This window comes from Pauljensenia sp. C0170B4, from assembly GCF_056590235.1.
Genome location: NZ_JBWPVS010000004.1, coordinates 188,941 through 204,846, shown reverse-complemented (window position 1 = coordinate 204,846; position 15,906 = coordinate 188,941). Strand labels below are relative to the sequence as shown.

General features: G+C 55.8%; 18 protein-coding genes, 2 tRNA genes and 2 pseudogenes. 13 read left to right on the top strand and 9 right to left on the bottom strand.

Features of this window, described 5'->3' with window-relative positions; genetic code table 11:
- Window positions 1-12 precede the first annotated feature (12 nt).
- On the bottom strand, window positions 13-327 hold the full coding sequence (locus AC1EJ1_RS06830; protein WP_058236347.1) for a thiamine-binding protein: 315 nt from the start codon (window positions 325-327) through the stop codon (window positions 13-15).
- A 187-nt stretch (window positions 328-514) separates the two neighbouring features.
- Between AC1EJ1_RS06830 and AC1EJ1_RS06825 the strand changes: the two are divergent.
- Window positions 515-784, top strand: a pseudogene (locus tag AC1EJ1_RS06825) (helix-turn-helix domain-containing protein); the annotation flags it as partial.
- On the opposite strand, the gene AC1EJ1_RS06820 reads toward AC1EJ1_RS06825, so the two are convergent.
- Window positions 737-892, bottom strand: a complete 156-nt coding sequence (locus AC1EJ1_RS06820; protein WP_285014454.1) for a hypothetical protein — start codon at window positions 890-892, stop codon at window positions 737-739. The pseudogene AC1EJ1_RS06825 and the gene AC1EJ1_RS06820 sit on opposite strands and share 48 nt — an antisense overlap.
- Between AC1EJ1_RS06820 and AC1EJ1_RS06815 the strand changes: the two genes are divergently transcribed.
- Together AC1EJ1_RS06815 and AC1EJ1_RS06810 are read left to right on the top strand one after the other, a co-directional pair.
- Window positions 832-1,248, top strand: coding sequence for a DDE-type integrase/transposase/recombinase (locus AC1EJ1_RS06815; RefSeq protein ID WP_480295616.1), 417 nt, complete (start codon window positions 832-834; stop codon window positions 1,246-1,248). The genes AC1EJ1_RS06820 and AC1EJ1_RS06815 overlap by 61 nt on opposite strands.
- Window positions 1,249-1,254: 6 nt before the next feature.
- A pseudogene (locus AC1EJ1_RS06810) lies at window positions 1,255-1,389 on the top strand (integrase core domain-containing protein); the annotation flags it as partial.
- 126 nt (window positions 1,390-1,515) lie between these two features.
- On the opposite strand, the gene AC1EJ1_RS06805 reads toward AC1EJ1_RS06810, so the two are convergent.
- The 4 genes from AC1EJ1_RS06805 to AC1EJ1_RS06790 all read right to left on the bottom strand — a co-directional run bounded on the left by AC1EJ1_RS06805 (window position 1,516) and on the right by AC1EJ1_RS06790 (window position 3,817).
- Complete coding sequence (locus AC1EJ1_RS06805; RefSeq protein ID WP_480295586.1) at window positions 1,516-1,704, bottom strand: hypothetical protein; 189 nt, start codon at window positions 1,702-1,704, stop codon at window positions 1,516-1,518.
- A 271-nt stretch (window positions 1,705-1,975) separates the two neighbouring features.
- Window positions 1,976-2,605: an ABC-2 transporter permease gene (locus AC1EJ1_RS06800; RefSeq protein ID WP_285014456.1), complete on the bottom strand. Its 630-nt coding sequence runs from the start codon at window positions 2,603-2,605 to the stop codon at window positions 1,976-1,978.
- On the bottom strand, window positions 2,602-3,447 hold the full coding sequence (locus AC1EJ1_RS06795; protein ID WP_285014458.1) for an ABC transporter ATP-binding protein: 846 nt from the start codon (window positions 3,445-3,447) through the stop codon (window positions 2,602-2,604). Before AC1EJ1_RS06795 ends, AC1EJ1_RS06800 begins: the two co-directional genes overlap by 4 nt.
- Window positions 3,434-3,817, bottom strand: a complete 384-nt coding sequence (locus tag AC1EJ1_RS06790; RefSeq protein WP_285014459.1) for a GntR family transcriptional regulator — start codon at window positions 3,815-3,817, stop codon at window positions 3,434-3,436. The genes AC1EJ1_RS06795 and AC1EJ1_RS06790 overlap by 14 nt, the downstream gene beginning before the upstream one ends.
- Before the next feature lie 208 nt (window positions 3,818-4,025).
- On the opposite strand from AC1EJ1_RS06790, the gene AC1EJ1_RS06785 reads away from it, so the two are divergent.
- Genes AC1EJ1_RS06785 through AC1EJ1_RS06770 form a run of 4 tightly spaced genes read left to right on the top strand, consistent with a single transcriptional unit; the run spans window position 4,026 to window position 6,227 of the window.
- Complete coding sequence (locus AC1EJ1_RS06785) at window positions 4,026-4,373, top strand: PadR family transcriptional regulator (protein WP_257590396.1); 348 nt, start codon at window positions 4,026-4,028, stop codon at window positions 4,371-4,373.
- Window positions 4,373-5,065 (top strand): DUF5808 domain-containing protein, encoded by a 693-nt coding sequence (locus AC1EJ1_RS06780; RefSeq protein WP_285014460.1) that lies wholly within the window; start codon window positions 4,373-4,375, stop codon window positions 5,063-5,065. The genes AC1EJ1_RS06785 and AC1EJ1_RS06780 overlap by 1 nt, the downstream gene beginning before the upstream one ends.
- A complete protein-coding gene (locus tag AC1EJ1_RS06775) occupies window positions 5,065-5,391 on the top strand; it encodes a PLD nuclease N-terminal domain-containing protein (RefSeq protein WP_092648400.1) in 327 nt (108 codons plus the stop codon). Before AC1EJ1_RS06780 ends, AC1EJ1_RS06775 begins: the two co-directional genes overlap by 1 nt.
- A gap of 2 nt (window positions 5,392-5,393) precedes the next feature.
- Window positions 5,394-6,227 (top strand): ABC transporter ATP-binding protein, encoded by an 834-nt coding sequence (locus tag AC1EJ1_RS06770; protein ID WP_285014463.1) that lies wholly within the window; start codon window positions 5,394-5,396, stop codon window positions 6,225-6,227.
- A 1,019-nt stretch (window positions 6,228-7,246) separates the two neighbouring features.
- Here the strand turns inward: AC1EJ1_RS06770 and AC1EJ1_RS06765 are convergent.
- A tRNA-Gly gene (locus AC1EJ1_RS06765) sits at window positions 7,247-7,320 on the bottom strand.
- 170 nt (window positions 7,321-7,490) lie between these two features.
- On the opposite strand from AC1EJ1_RS06765, the gene AC1EJ1_RS06760 reads away from it, so the two are divergent.
- The 6 genes from AC1EJ1_RS06760 (at window position 7,491) to AC1EJ1_RS06735 (ending at window position 13,011) form a co-directional block, all read left to right on the top strand.
- Window positions 7,491-7,567: transfer RNA gene (locus AC1EJ1_RS06760), tRNA-Pro, on the top strand.
- 436 nt (window positions 7,568-8,003) lie between these two features.
- Entirely contained in the window at window positions 8,004-9,176 is a 1,173-nt protein-coding gene (locus tag AC1EJ1_RS06755; RefSeq protein ID WP_082628482.1) for a metal ABC transporter substrate-binding protein, read from the top strand.
- Window positions 9,177-9,197: 21 nt separating this feature from the next.
- Window positions 9,198-9,995, top strand: a complete 798-nt coding sequence (locus AC1EJ1_RS06750; protein WP_285014465.1) for a metal ABC transporter ATP-binding protein — start codon at window positions 9,198-9,200, stop codon at window positions 9,993-9,995.
- Window positions 9,985-10,926 (top strand): metal ABC transporter permease, encoded by a 942-nt coding sequence (locus tag AC1EJ1_RS06745; protein ID WP_285014466.1) that lies wholly within the window; start codon window positions 9,985-9,987, stop codon window positions 10,924-10,926. Before AC1EJ1_RS06750 ends, AC1EJ1_RS06745 begins: the two co-directional genes overlap by 11 nt.
- The gene (locus AC1EJ1_RS06740; RefSeq protein WP_058236351.1) at window positions 10,923-11,774 is read left to right on the top strand and encodes a metal ABC transporter permease; all 852 of its coding nucleotides are present in this window, start codon (window positions 10,923-10,925) and stop codon (window positions 11,772-11,774) included. Before AC1EJ1_RS06745 ends, AC1EJ1_RS06740 begins: the two co-directional genes overlap by 4 nt.
- Before the next feature lie 184 nt (window positions 11,775-11,958).
- Complete coding sequence (locus AC1EJ1_RS06735) at window positions 11,959-13,011, top strand: zinc-binding dehydrogenase (protein WP_092648405.1); 1,053 nt, start codon at window positions 11,959-11,961, stop codon at window positions 13,009-13,011.
- A 134-nt stretch (window positions 13,012-13,145) separates the two neighbouring features.
- Here the strand turns inward: AC1EJ1_RS06735 and AC1EJ1_RS06730 are convergent, their stop codons facing one another.
- Window positions 13,146-14,072, bottom strand: a complete 927-nt coding sequence (locus tag AC1EJ1_RS06730) for a diacylglycerol kinase family protein (RefSeq protein WP_285014470.1) — start codon at window positions 14,070-14,072, stop codon at window positions 13,146-13,148.
- A gap of 154 nt (window positions 14,073-14,226) precedes the next feature.
- Window positions 14,227-15,861: an MFS transporter gene (locus tag AC1EJ1_RS06725; protein WP_285014471.1), complete on the bottom strand. Its 1,635-nt coding sequence runs from the start codon at window positions 15,859-15,861 to the stop codon at window positions 14,227-14,229.
- Window positions 15,862-15,906: the final 45 nt, after the last annotated feature.

The window sequence follows — 15,906 nt, the reverse complement described above, 5'->3', positions numbered from 1 at the left end:
TCCCTTGGGGAGCTACTGTCCGTCGATCTTGTCGAGCTGGGAGTTGAGTCGCTGCACTTTCCCGCTCATCTCATCTGAGTGACCGGGGCGCAGGTCTGCTTTCAGCACCAGTGAGACCCGAGGGCTGACTTCGCCCACTGCTTCGCAGGCGCGGCGAATCACTGGCATGCATTCATCCCATGTGCCTTCGATGGTGGTGAACATCGAATTGGTTTCGTGGGGTAGGCCGCTGTCACGAATGACTTTGACGGCGCGCGCTACGATATGCGCCATCGAACCGTCAGGGCTGTCCGTCGTGGACGGGGAAATTGAAAAGGCAAATAACATGCCTTGAGGATATCGTGAAGTGCCACTCGAAGCATGCGAATTGCCCGCTTCAGAAGACCGCGTGCTTTCCGTTTTTGCCGCAGCGTCAGTGACGCCTTCACGCACCGAACGAGGGGGTAACCCTGTTTTTCGTTGTTTGTCTGGTTTCAATACATAGTTGACAGGTGTGTCGCGTCATCGTTGACACATGATTGAAACAAATAAGAACGAAGTAATCGTGTTGAGCGATGTTGAAGCAGGTATGAGCATCAGCGAGGCCGTGAAGTGTTTCGGGGTTTCACGTCAATGGGTCTATACCCTGATCCGGCGCTACCAACAAGACGGCCTGACAGGCCTGCAGCCCCGCTCACGTAGACCCCACCGTCGCCCCCACCAATGCCCACTCCACGTGGTGGATCACGTGCTGGGTTTACGCGCCACGCTGATCGAGCAAGGTCTTGATGGTGGGGCTGAAAGCATATGGGCGCGTCTTGACGAACACGAACGCCCCAGCGTGAGCACGATCTGGAGGATTCTCAAAAAGCACAACTGTGTTGTGCCGCAGCCCCACAAGAAACCACAGCATGGAAACGATTCGAAGCCGCAGCACCTAATGAAATGTGGCAATCCGGCTTCACGCACTGGCACACTCAAACCGAGCAAGTTGAGATCATCTCCTGGCTTGATGACCACTCACGGTTCCTCCTGCACGCAAGCGCACACCCGCGCATCACCGGCCCCATCGTGGTGGAAACCTTCACCACCACCACACGCACCTACGGGTACCCGCGCTCCACACTGACCGACAACGCCATGGTCTACAGCACGCGCCACGCGCGCGGAGCACGCGCCCAAAACCGCCAGCCCAACGCGTTTGAACAACTCCTTCACGACCTGTGCATCATTCAGAAAAACGGGCTCCTCGGCCATCCCACCACATAAGGAAAAATCGAACGTTACCACTACACGCTCGAAAAATGGCTCGCCGCCCAACCACCAGCCCCAACCATCACCAGCCTGCACAACCAACTCGACACATTCACCCGCATCTATAACCACGAACGCCCCCACAGAGCCTTCAACAGGCGCACCCCACACACCGTGTACACAACCACACCACCAGCACACCCCACCACCGAGCTATTCGAGAGGATCTGGCGAATACGACACGACACGGTCGACACCGCAGGCAAAGTCACCATGCGCCACTCAGGAAAACTCCTCCACCTCCTCGGCATCGGCAGACCCTACGCACACCACCCAGTCCTCATCCTCATAGCAGGCAACGACACCATCACAATCGACCGCACCACCGGAGAAATCATCGCCGAACACACCATCGACCCCACACACAACTACCAGCCCAAAAAAACACACCAGCACCGTCACACCTGTCAACAATGACGTGACACACCCACACACAAAAAGACCGGGACACCGTCAACAAACTGTCAACGATGCCCCGACACATCACAAAAACCGCCTACTCCCAGCTAGCCGGCAAACCCATCGAACATTTCCAGTCCTGTCAATGGAACGCCCTAATCAACCACGCTGTATTGGCGCAAACCAGATCCGGTTCATCTTTAGAACCGGGAAAGAAATCACGGTGGGGCTTTGAAAAGAAGGCAGGGTGTCAACATTGGATGCAAAATCGGACTCTACTAACTTAGAATTCTTTACCTGCCATGATCTTTCGACTTATCCATAGGGATACTGCGGTAAGTACGATCGTCGCGGTCAGTAGTATTCCTGCGTTTGTGAGTGGGGGTAGGGTTAAGGCTTTTGCTACCCATTCGAAGATTGCTTGTTTGTTGGAACCAACAAAGGATGATCCGGCGAATACCACGATGAATACCGCGACCAGAAAAAGCTTGGCTTTTTCCGGACCAAATTTGTAAAACAGTGGTAGCTGAATAATGGTCAACAACAAAGTGACCGCAAAGGCAAAGCTGGCCACCAAAACAGTATTTTTCCAAGGCATCTCAACCATTAAATAGGCAAGAACACCTGTAACCGCGAAAGCCACTACCCCAAGAGCGAGTGTAATCAGAAAATTTAAATTAACGAGTTCGTTTCTACTGATAGGTCCGGCAAGAATCGTTCGGTGCACCTTGGATTCAGCATCACGAGCAAAGGTGGCCGTAAAATAAAGCATTCCAATCATGCCAAAGATGAACGGAAAGATAATCAACTGGTTCGCATATATTCCTAGAGCGCAGGTTACGACTAGCACCAAACCTAAAACAGCTATGTACGTACGATTGGCAATAAGATCTTTATAAAAAGCGGCCCTCACTGATCTTCTCCTTTAATCGTGTAAACCATGATGTCCTCAATCGTCGGTCTAGTAGCTTGTACACCAGCAGGAACGGCCCCGGTGCGCACGATGACTTCTTGACCAAAATCATGACGGCGACGCCCTAATACTTGCGCGGAGTCAAGCTGGTTTGCTTGTTCATTGGTCAACGCCGCGATTCGCCAAGAATCTAAAAGTTCGTCTTTTTGTTCCATGAACTTCAATTTGCCCTCACGGATAAAAGCCACGTAGTCAGCGGCTTTTTCAATATCAGAAACAATGTGGGACGAAAACAGGATCGAATGGGTTGGATCTTCGATAAATTCGAGCATAATATCAAGCACTTCATCACGAATCACCGGATCTAGACCACTGGTAGCCTCATCAAAAATCAGCAAATCCGCTGCATGGGAAAGCGCCATCGCTAACCCCAGCTTCATCCGCATACCACGAGAAAGGTCACCAACTCGCTTAGACGAAGCGAGATCAAAACGTTGCTGATAACTAGCGTATGTTTCTGATTCCCAACTCTTGTACAGGCGCTTGCCAAGCTCGCCAGCATTCTTAACAGTAAAACTATCTGGCAGGCTAATATCGTCAAAAACTACCCCCACCCGCTCATGCGCTTGTGGGTTACCCATACCTGTAGGCTGCCCTAGCAGATCTATTGTGCCGGCATCAGGGTGAGCAAGACCTAAAATCAAACGCAGCGTCGTAGATTTACCAGCACCGTTCTCGCCCACGAAACCCACAATTGCCCCCTGGGGAACTTCAAGGTTAAGCGGACCGAGCGTAAATCCCGGATACTTTTTAACTAGTCCGTTGATTTCAATCACATTCATCGGATTCTCCTAATAAATCAATCAGCTCTTTCAGATCAGAAACAGACAAGCCAGCAATCCGAGCCGAGGCGAGGGCGGATTTCAAGTAGTCTTCGACTTTTTTACGCTGCTCTTCCTTGAGTAATTCAGTGTTTTTAGAAGCGACAAAGCTACCTCGCCCCTGTACGGAATCAATGAAACCCTCTAGCTCTAGCTCGTCATAGGCGCGCTTGGTAGTAATCACCGACACGCGAAGCTGTGATGCCAAACGCCGGATCGACGGCAGCTTGTCGCCGGGCGCTACCTGATCGTTGATTATTGCCGCCTTGAGCTGATTCTTAATCTGAGCGTAAACCGGATCAGAACTTGCATTACTAACGATGATATCCACGAACACCTCCTAGTGTTTATAGTGTACATGAACACTAGGATGAATTAGGTAGAACACTCCACATTCAGAGAAACATTTCAAACGCCATAACGCTCAACAGGGAAAACACGATACTCGGTAACGCAAAAGAGCACTTATCAGACCTGAAGTCCTAGCGAAAAGTAGTTGCTAGCCTTTTAGACACGCGGTAGTATGTTATACAAGGAACATGGTTAAGCAAGGAGGGGTTGTGTCTGAGTCACAGTTACGCAAGGGCGCTGTTGAACTGATTGTCCTTGGATTACTTTCGTCTCGTCCTTCTTACGGGGGGCAGCTTGTAGAGCGTTTTCGTGAAGAAGCGGGGTTGGAGATTTCTACGGGCACGTTATATCCGCTGCTTGCACGCCTCCGTAAATCAGGGTTGGTAGTTACGGCTTGGGAGGAGTCTCCGGTAGGGCCGCCGAGGAAGATTTATAAGCTCGCAAAATCTGGGAAGAATCGCTTATTGCAGATGCGCTCTGAGTGGGAGGCGCTTGATTGTGCTGTGAAGCGTACAACGCGGAAAGGAATACGGTGATGAAGTGGTTCGGTAAGGACATAGAAGGGCAGGCGCGAGTTTTGGGGATACCTGTCTCCGGGCTGTGGTTGGGGCGCTCTGATGCTGCGCTGGATGGTTTTGAACCAGAGAATCCGCGCTTGTTCATTCCTCGAAAATACGGACTGGGTTGGGACGTTAATCTGGGTGCTGTTGGTGTGCGTTTAGGGCTAATTCGACCCGATGATTCTCTACCGGACTTGGCCAGCTACGTCCCCACACGTCTAAAGCGCGGCATTAAGCTCACCACTATTGCCGGTGGGATTGGGGTTGGGTTCTTGGCGGTACTGCTCAGTCGCAAAGATCAGGTTCTCCTCCAGCGGTCAACACTCGGAGGGTCTGAAAGATTTATTAGCGGCAAGCAGGCTGCGCTAGCTCCAGTGGTTTTAACGACTGTTGCAGCACTAGCGCCACAGGTCTTTCGGCGCGATGACCCAGAATCCGAAGATGCCGTACGTTTGGCCAATCAGGCTGATTTGTTGGGTGTTGAAGCCTTGTCCATAGCCTGGCTTGCAGCAATGCGCCGGGCTGGTGACAAGCAGGAAATGAGCCGCCGGTCGATGGTGCCCATTGTTGCTTTATGGCCCCTCGTTGCTGGCGCTTGCCAACTCGCTTATATAAAAACCGCGTTAGCTAGGGTAAAAACCCGGCTACATAATTCAGGAGACAAGTAATGAACCCTATAGATAAACTGTTGGATTTGCCGACCCCAGCATTGATAGGAGTTTGCATCCTTATAGGATTGCAACTGGTAGCGGTGGTCTGGTCTTTGATTTGCTTGCTGCGTGATAAGCGAACTCACATTGCCGGTTTAAATCGCCTAGTGTGGCTCCTGGTTATCATCTTTGGCCAAGTGATTGGGCCAATCGTCTTTTTGGTTATGTACTTTCACGAACAAAGACAGCTTAAGGTGCAGCGTGAATATGAACAGAAAGCTACAGCCAAGCATCACCAGGTTGATGCGAGTTCAGTGGTGAGCAAGCTGTATCCGAAGGAATGAACATGGATTTAGCAGTCTGTACTAAAGATTTGTCCAAAATCTTCGGTAAGCACCAAGTACTAAACAACATAAATCTTCGAGTTCCTACCGGCTCCTGTTATGGGTTTGTGGGAGCGAACGGGGCTGGTAAAACCACCACCATGAGGATCCTTGCAGGACTGGCCGGAGCCAGTAGTGGTAGCGCCACCGTGCTGGGAGTTAGTCGAGGCAAACTTCCGGTCAAACCGATCCCTGGCGTGTCTTACCTGACTGATGTCCCCCAGATTAGCCCCTGGCTTAGAGCCAAGGATGCGCTCATCACTCTCGCCTGCCTTGGTGGAATCTCCCCAGACCTTGCAGCCGAAAGAAGCGACGAACTACTCAATCTGGTTAACCTCGACAAAGCCCCCGGAAGAATTGGCTCCTTTTCTAGAGGCATGAAGCAACGGATGGGAATAGCAGCAGCACTCGTTACTGCCCCGAAACTACTACTGATAGACGAACCAACCAGCGCTCTTGACCCGATCGGGCGAGCAGATGTTCTGGGGCTGCTACGCGAGTTAACCGGGCAGGTAACGATAGTATTTTCCTCCCACATCCTCAGCGATGTCGCTAAAGTCTCTACCCACGTGGGGATCTTGCATCGCGGTAGCCTGCTAGCTCAAGGACAGTTAGGCGAGCTGGTCAATCAGCAAACTAAACACGTTACGCTTGATGTCACGGTGCGTTCAGACGTTGCCACCGCCGTGGCGGAGGCTATCTACAGCCTCGACTCTGCCGCAAAGATTCACCCCACCTTTAGCGGCTTAGATGAACTTTTCACCAAACTGACTAAGGATGGCGGTAAAAAATCGTGAATACCTCGAGTTTCAGATTGATCTGGCGCTATCAAGCTGTCTGGATCCTACGCTCTTATGGGACATGGATGATAGGTGGGGTATTCGTTATCCTTGCTCTCACCCAAGGATTGTTTACCCAATACACGCCGCGAATCATCAGATTTCTGGCCGGATCAGAAGTAACCACGCTAATAGAGTCGCTACCTGAACCTTCCTGGCTGCAAGCCTACGCGGGATGGATAAAGAACCTTACCCAAATTCTTACCGTAATCCTCGTTGCAATGAACTCTTTTCGTTGCAGTGTGCTTACCGGCAATGGTGACATTCCTTTTATTTTCCCTGGTAGCGTGCAGCGCTCACACTACCTCATCAGCTTTGCTATCAGCAGCTGGCTATCTACCCTATTCCTTGCCGTCTTCAGCGCTACCCTAGCCTGGGCAGGAACGTCACTGTTATTCCCAGGCGCCAATCCCGCCCCGATCATATTGGCTAGTTTGGTATGGGCGCTACAAATCATTCTCATTCACGTAATACAGACTGCCGCAGCCACTGTTAAACCAGGCGTCGGCATACCCCTTGCGGCCGGATTCGGAGCCTACCTACTAATAACGATGTCAGCGATATTTGTCCAGGAGGGCGACAAAACTCCCCTTGGCCTCGCACCCATAATAAACAACCTCGCTCAGGACACACTCGAGGCACCGTGGATCTGGCCAATCACCAGCAGCCTACTGCTAATCATTGCGCTACTTTTCATCGCCACTTACATATACAACAGAGCAGAACTAGACTAAGAGCCAAGCACGGGCGACGCAAATAGATCCAATTAAAAATAGAAATAGAACCACCATCGCAAGCACTACAGCGAACGCCACCTGCCATCCGTTAGCTAGTTAACCCCCAAAACCCTATTCGAACAGGGAAAACACGATACTAGGTAACGCAAAACCCAAACCCGCTAACGCAAGCGATTTTTCGCACCCCCCTAAGCGATACTCGCTAACGCAAAGGGGTGCTTATCAAATCCGATGTCTAAGTGGAGCGGGCGACGGGAATCGAACCCGCATGACCAGCTTGGAAGGCTGGGGCTCTACCATTGAGCTACGCCCGCGATGCCAGCGCCGATGGGCGTGACTGTTCACGTGAACGAATCGATCGTAACGTGCCGGGGCTGAAAAGTGAAATCGAAAAACCACGATCTATCCCACAATCCGGATTGAGTGCGAGAATTGGTTTTCGTTCAGCGGATGCATTATCATTTCCAAGCGGTGAGAAACCGACCGGGGTGTAGCGCAGCTTGGTAGCGCATCTGCTTTGGGAGCAGAGGGTCGCAGGTTCAAATCCTGTCACCCCGACCATTTTCGATTTATTGTCATTCATTCCGAATGTGCCGTTCTTCTTGGGTTCTTCAGCTGTCCCCGTTGCGTTCCGCTCCTCTCGAATTTTCGAGGGTGGCTGGCCACTGCCTCTTCCTGTGAATCCATCGGTTACCCCCTTGTATCCATCGCGGCGAGGCCTCTGACTTCAGCACTTTGTGCCTCTGTACACACTGCAGTGAGACCCCTGTATCCAGCACGCTGCCGTGCTCTTGTGTTGCCTCCTGATCTGCACGTTGACACTCCCACACCCATCAAATATTGTATTGAACCAAACATATTATTCGGTTGACCGAAAACCTAACTTGGGCGTATAGTGAGAGCCGTTATCGTTAAGGGCTGGAAGGGAATACGACCAGCGGCATCACACATAAGGGGAGAAAGAGTGAAGAAGAGAACTGCGTGCCTTCGAGCAGCGATGGTCGCCGTGGCGGCGGCTAGTCTTGCAGGCTGTGGCAATACCCAGGCGAACATGTCAGGAGCGACCGCCGCGAATGGTCAATCCGGCGCACAACGCTCCTCCAACACAGTGAATGTGGTGGCTACAACCACCCAAGTGTGCGATTACGTCACGCAGATCGCCGGCAACGCCGATGAGCACTCGACGCTGGCGCTCAACAAAACTGACGCACAGGGCGCCACTCATGCCTTAGGAGCGCCAGCCCAGTCAGCCGCCACCACGATTAACCTGACGTGCCTACTCGCCCCGAATGCCTCGGCACATGAACACGAGATGACCCCGGCACAGGCAGACGCCCTTGCTCACGCCGACATCATGTTCGTTTCTGGCGTCGACCTGGAACACTTCCTTGACTCAGCAATCCAGGCATCTGGCTTCCACGGGATCATGGGAGTGACATCGGGAGTTCTGACGGCAGCGGAAGTCGACGACCCTGCCTCGGTGACTAAGCGTGAAAGCGACCTGCCCTACACCATTGATCGCGGCTCGCAGAAGGTCGATGTGCAAAAGTGGCCGTTCCCGCCTGAAGATGGTGCCGCAACACCGGAGTTTCAGTACGACCCGCATGTGTGGACCAGCCCGAAGAACGCCGCCATCCAGGTGCGCAATATCGGTGAAATCCTCGGCAAAGCCTCGCCTGACAACAAGGACCTCTTCGACCGGCACGTTGCGCAGTACACGCAGACCCTGACCGACCTGGACGGATGGGTGCGTGAAGCGATCGATTCGGTTCCGCCTCAGCACCGCGTCCTCTTCACCTCTCACGACGCATTCGGATACTTCTCCAAAGACTACGGCGTGAAGTTCATCGGCGCAGCCCTGTCGGATTTCAACAGCCAACAGGACGCCACCGCTGACCACATCAAGAAAGCCGCCCAACAGGTCAAGGACTCAGGAGCGGTTGCGCTTTTTGCAGAAAACTCCAACAACTCGAAGTCAATCGAGGCAGTTGCTCAGGCCGCCGGTGTCAAAGCAATCGTCGGAGACGACGCACTATACGGCGACTCCCTCGGACCCGACGGGTCGGCAGGACAAACCTACGTCGGCTCCATCACTCACAACGTGACGACGCTGGTCCAGGCGTGGAACGGGAACGTACCACAGCTGCCTGACACGCTCGCAGAAAAATAGGCAACGGAGCAAGGAAAGGCTATGGGCGCGGCACTCGAATTCGACAACTGCTCACTGGCATACGGCAATAAGACAGTGCTCACCGGAGTGGATGGCAGCATCCAGGCAGGTGAAGCGCTGGCACTGATCGGGCCGAACGGGTCAGGAAAGACCACGCTGCTGCGCGGCATCATCGGATCCGTCCGCGTCAGCGCCGGTCACCTTCGAGTGCCGCCAGGCTCAACAGTGGGATACGTCCCGCAACAGCTCAACTTGGACCCCACATTCCCCATCACTGCTCGCCAGGTAGTTGCGATGGGATACCGAGGTCAGCGGAAACTGTTTGGGCGGCTCGGATCGACCGGCAAACAGCGCATCGAGGACGCCCTCGCCAATGTCGGGATGAGTGATCGTGGAGACGTCCGGTTCGGTGACCTGTCTGGCGGGCAGCGTCAGCGCATCCTGTTGGCGCGAGCCCTGGTCGCTGAGCCGGCGATGATCCTGCTCGACGAGCCGTTCAACGGGTTGGATGAGCCGAACCGCCGTGCCCTGCTCTCCATCATCACCAACGCCAAGAACCAGGGCGTAGCCGTCGTGATCTCCACGCATGACCTCATCTTGGCTGACGCTACCTGTGAACGGGCACTGCTGCTGGCAGGCAGGCAAGTGGCATTCGGGCCAATCGCACAGGTACTGACACCGGAGCTGGTGGCAACGGCATACGGCGGGTCGGTGCCCGTCGAACTCGCAGCGACCAGCGCAGGTAAAGAGGAACACCGCGCTGATCGGCGTGCTCGCATCGCGCACATAGCGACACAGGAGTCCGAGCATGTGGGCTGAATGGCTTGAAGGTCTACGGCAGTTTCTGCAGCCACTACCTGGATGGGGATTTATTGCGTCAGCTCCGTACACGTTCAGGCCATTTGTCTTGCTGATTATCCTGGCCTGCGCCAGCGGAGTGGTCGGCGTGCTGGTCAACGTGCGGTGTGCGGAGTTCAACGCAGAAGCACTGGTTCACGGCGTCTTCCCTGGCATCGTAGTAGGTGCCCTTTATGGCGGCATCGACATGATCGTGCCCGGAGCTGCGCTATGTGCATGCGCAGTCATCGCAGCACTGGTGTGGGCCGGGCAGCGCAGCCACATTTCCGAGGGATCCACCGCAACGATTCTGACGACCTTCTTCGCACTGGGCGTGGTGATCTCGCTGAAAAAAGGCGACATGTCCGGCCAGCTGGAAGCGCTCATGTTCGGCCGACTGCTGGACGTGACCGATGCGCGCCTGGCGCAGTCCGTCCTCTTCTGCCTGCTCGCCATCGTGATCGTCGCCCTGACGTGGCGCGGCCAGGTAATCACCGCCTTCGACCGCGATACCGCTCCGGTTCTGGGAGTCAACACCCTCCTTGTCGACATTGTTCTCAACACCGCGATCGCCGCCGTTGTTGTATCAGCCGCTTCCGCCATCGGCGTCCTGCTGGTGATCGGATATCTGGTGATCCCTGGGGCAAGCGCTCGACTGGTCGCCCGCACCGTCGGGTGGATGATTCCCGTGGGGATTGCGGTCGGCGTCGGTGGGGCGGTCCTGGGGATGCATGTTATGAACTTGCCGGTTTCGCGCCCAATCTCACCGCAGGCTGCTGTCTCGCTCAGTGTGTGTGCCATGTTCGGGCTGGTACTGGCTGTGCGCACGTTGTACCGCATGTGCATGCGCGCACTGGACACCGGGCACGCGACGCAGCCTGTCGCCCACCCGATTCAGGGAGTGCGCCCATGATCTCGATGTGGACCATCATCGCCCTGCCGCTGGTTGAAGCAATCGTTGTGGGAGCTCTGTGCGGCCTGGTCGGATCCCTCGCCGTACTCAGCCAGCGCATCTTCTTCACTGAATCAATCACCCATGCCGCGTTCCCGGGCGCCGTCATCGGCGTGGTCGGCGCGGCGCTGGTCTCGAGCAGCCATGAGGCTTTGTCTCTGGGACTGTTCATCGGTGCTGGCCTGGCCTCACTCGTCCTCGCGCTGTTGATGCATGGCGTATCGGCCCTGAAAGGAATTTCCTCGCAGGCGGCCGCCGGAATCACGCTCACCGTGGGGTTTGCCTCTGGCTACTTCCTCAATAAGTGGTTCGCGCCCCTGCCGCTGCGAATCGATGGCTTCCTGACAGGATCCCTGCTGGCATGTACGCGCATCGACGTTATCGCGGCCGCCCTCGTCCTTATTGTCGCTGGGGGAGTGTGGGCGTTGATGGGCGGGCGGCTGGTAGCAGTCAGCTTCGACGCGGTGAACTACCGAGCCAGCGGAGGGCGGCCTGACCTGATGCGCCTGATCACCCTGGGTCTGATTATCGCGACGGTGACGGTCATTATTCCGGCGGTCGGCACCGTCGTGTCAATCTCCTTAATCGCCGCCGCACCCACCGTCTTGAAGGGGCGCGTCGCATCGACGCCGCGTTTCGTCGCACTGTCCACGCTCGCGTCTACCATTATTGCCGTAGTTGGACTGGGGCTTGCGGTCGTGTGTGGCCTGTCAGCAGGCGGCACGATCGCGTTGGTTGCAGGAGGCTTCTTCGTTATTGTCGAGGCAGGCTCACGCATCGCTTCGTCGAAACTCGCATCTGCGATATAGGTCAAAAGACCCAATAGCCGCAGGTCATGGGTTAGTCTGTGCTCATAGGAGAAATCCTCCTACATAATGTCCGCGTGACGTCGTGTGAGCTTTGGCGACAACCTTGTCAACGCATCTGCAGGCACAGACGCCTGTCTTTTTATGCGCACGAGGGCACGGCGCTGCGCGCAAAAAGGAGAGAGCAATGGAAGGCACGATGCGCGCCCAGCGTCTGCATTCAGATCGCACCGTAACGATCGAGGATATTCCGATTCCCAAACCCGGTCCGAACCAGGTCCTCATCAAAGTTGCCTACTGTGGAATCTGCCATTCGGATATGGCGCTGATCGACAGTGATTTTCCCATGAAAATGCCGGAAATCACGCAGGGCCACGAGTGCTCGGGCACCATCGCAGAGATGGGATCGAATGTGCAGGGCTGGGAGATCGGCGACAAGGTCATCCCGCAGTCGGGTATGCCCTGCCTGAAGTGTCGCGAATGCCGCCGAGGTAACCGAGGCTCATGCCAAAACCTGCGCGTTATGGCATTTGACTATGACGGTGCATGGGCGCAGTACACAGTGGCCAACGCTGAAGGACTCACCCGCGTGCCCGATGGTGTGCCGATGGAACAGGCCGCGATCCTCGCTGATGCTGTGGCAACCCCGTTCGGAGCAGTCAAGCACACCGGCAAGGTCTCGATGGGCAACGCCGTTGCCGTGTGGGGATTGGGTGGAGTCGGAACCCACATCGTCCAGCTGTCCCGGCTGGCGGGTGCGTACCCTGTCATTGGTATCGACATCAACGAGGGTGTGTTTGATCGAGCCAAACGTCTGGGCGCTGACTTCACGTTCCGATCCGACGACCCCGAACTGATGGACAAGATCAAGAAAGCGACGGGTGGGCGCATGATTGACGTTGCGTTCGACGCTGCCGGTCTTCAGGTGACCTTCGAGCAGGCAGTGCAGTCACTGGACTACAGGGGGCGCGCCGTGCTGGTCGGGCTGTCACGCCAGGAATTCCACGGCGGAAGCCTTTACGATTTTGGCGTCAAGCGCCGTCAGGCCATAGGACACCTGGGCTACGAAGTAGTGGACATCTTCCTGCTTGCTGAACTCGTCAAGGCTGGGCGATTGGATCTGTCCGAATCGGTCTCTCAGATCATCTCGCTGGAGAATCTGGAAGAAGGCCTGGACATCATGCGCAATAAGACAGGTAACCCGATCCGTATAGTCGTCGATCCGTGGGCTGAAAGCTAGGGTGCCTCTCGGTGGCTGGCCGTTGGTCTGCAGCAGCATAGTGAGCCAGCCCCACCGATTCGACGCAAACTCACTGATCTGCCACAGTCGCCCTCGTTCGTCACAATGAGCGAGGGCGACTTGCGTGCGCCGCTCTACCTCGCCATGATCAAGTTGAGGGCGCGCGGCACGCATTCGATGTGCAAAGGCATGGGCATGAGACGCTCGCCGTCAGCAAATGCATCGAGGCCGCTGACTTCGATGTCAACACTGTGGGCACGGTACATGTGGACCTCCGGTACCTCCTCCAGGCGGTGCAGGAAGGTCTTCGGAACTTTGCTGATCGCTTCGAGGCGATTGAGCGTTTCCACCAGGCTGATCGACAGCAGGCCGTCGCGGGGGTCAGCATGCGGACACATCATGATGCCGCCGCCATACGTCTTGGTAATGGCAATGGCGTTGAGAATTGTCGGGACGTGATGTGTGCCTTTGCCGTCGATGCGGATCGTTGTGCGCAGGGGGCGTAGGCGTGCGAACTCGATGCCCAGTGCCAGCAGGTAGCGTGAATTACCCTTCGGCCATCTGATCTGGTTGGCACGATCGTTAATCATTGAATCCACGCCCGCGCACATAATTGTTGCAAAGTAGCGTTCTTCCCCGTTCGCGTGGCTCATGAGGCCCACATCAACGCTGTCGTGGTGGCCGTCCACAATGAGTGATGCGGCTGCTCTGGGATCGAAAGGAATGGAATATTCGCGTGCCAGGTCGTTACCGGTGCCAGCCGGTATGACACCGAAGAGTTTGCCTGTGCCGACCACCTCCTGCAATGCAAGGTTGATCAGCCCGTCTCCGCCGCACACCACAATCGCGTCAATGGTTGGGTCAGCGACAAATTCGCGAGTGCGCAGGCTCGTCGTCAGTGGCAGGTAGCTGGCAATGGAGACCACATCGATGCCGCGATTGGCCAGAAACTCAGTGGCGCGCCGTGCCGCATCCATCGACGATCCCAAACCTGCAACGGGGTTTGTAATCAGTGCGATCCGACGAATCGGGCTCTGTGGCCGTGAATGGGGATCGGTCATACATACTCCGTTCATTTCTTGTTCTACGCCACAGCGATCGTCGCTGTCAGTTGGGATGCATTTGATATAGTGTAGCGATTTAAGCGGGCGTGTCGAACAGGTATCCGCAGAAGCGCCGCCGTGTGACGCGAGGTAACCCCCCGTGCCACGTGCCCTATTCGCCTGAGGGCTTGCGGGCGCCAGGCAGGAAGAACGTCAGTGCACATCCCAGTCCGAGGGCTGCGCCGGCCACTCCCATTGCGCGCGACGCTCCGACGCTGAAAGCCTCCGACAGTTTGTCGATCACCTGATCGGTCAGTTCCGCTGGAACGCTTTCTGAACCGTCCGAGTCAGTCAGCGCCCGAATGGAAGCGCCAGCTGAAGGTGCGACAGACGCTTCGATGCCGTGACGTGCCTGCTCGGGCAGCGGCACATCGTCGAGGCTTCCCTGTACCTGTGAATTCACCGACGCAGCCAGGAACGTTGCAACCAGAGCAATTCCCAACGCTGTACCGACCTGACGTGTCGTGGACTGGGTGGCGGATGCCTGCCCCGACGTGCTGGGTGGCACATCAACCAGAATGACGGATGTGAGTTGCGCTGACGCCAACCCCAGACCAAAACCGTAGGCAACCAGTGCTGTGACGATAACTGCGATGGGCGTGTGGGCTGTCAGGCTGATCGCCAGGCTGAATACGGCAATGGATTCTATGGCCAGTCCGGCGCGCGCCACCCACGTTGCAGAAAAGAGACGCCCCAGTGGGGATGCTGAGCCACCTGCGATAAAGGCGCCTGCAGCCATTGCAGCCAGGACACCGCCTGATTGGAGCGGTGTGAGCATGCGGACGTTCTGAAGGTACAAAGGCAACGCGAAGAGCAGACCGAATTCTCCCACTGAAATTGCCGCAGCGGCCACGTTCCCTGCAGAAAAGCTTCGGAGCTTGAAAAGATTCAGATTCAGCAGGTGCGGCCCGTCCACTCGCAGCTGTCGCCGTTCCCACCAGATGAAAAAGCCGAGCAGGACGGCGGCCAGAGCAGCCGCCAGCGGCACAGGCGAGAGTGGCCATGACGCCCAGTCCTCATTGATCGGCTTCCACCAGCCCAGGTCACGCCCCTGAATCAGTGCGTAGACCAGAGCGGCGAAACCGATTGACGAGGTGATAAACCCGCCCGCGTCGAAACCGTGTTCGGAGCGTTCTCCATAAGTGTTGGGCACGAAGAAAATGCAGCCGAGCGCAACGATGATGCCGATCGGAACATTGATCAGGAAAATCCACGGCCAGGTGGTGCTCGTCGTGATCCAGCCACCCAGCAGAGGACCAACAGCGGCCATCCCTGAAATAACTGACCCCCACACGGCGAACGCAATCATGCGCCTCTTGCCTGTAAACGTCGCGTTGACAGTTGAGAGTGTTGTTGGAGAAACGGCCGCCGCTCCGGTGCCCTGCAGGAAACGTGCGATGAGCAGAGGAGTGAAAGTGCGCGCCGTGCCGGCAATGATTGATGCGATAACAAAGATGGCGATCCCTGCCAGAAGGATGTTGCGTCGTCCCCAGTTATCGGCCAGACGTCCCACGGTGATCAGCAGCGCCGAGAAGATCAGGGCGTAGCTCGTTGTCAGCCATTGAGCCTGCGTGAATGTGAGCTCAAGGTCACGCATGATTGTCGGCAAAGACACGTTGATGATGGTGCCGTCCATAACGATCAGTGACAGTGCCAGAGACAGGAAAACGAGTGCGATCCAGGGGTGCGCCAGTGTTGATGACCGAGATGGCGCAGTGGATGCACTTTTCCGGGAAGTCGGTGTCATGCCACGATTATGACACACTGTCATTAAAGTGGCGCGCGGTCATCC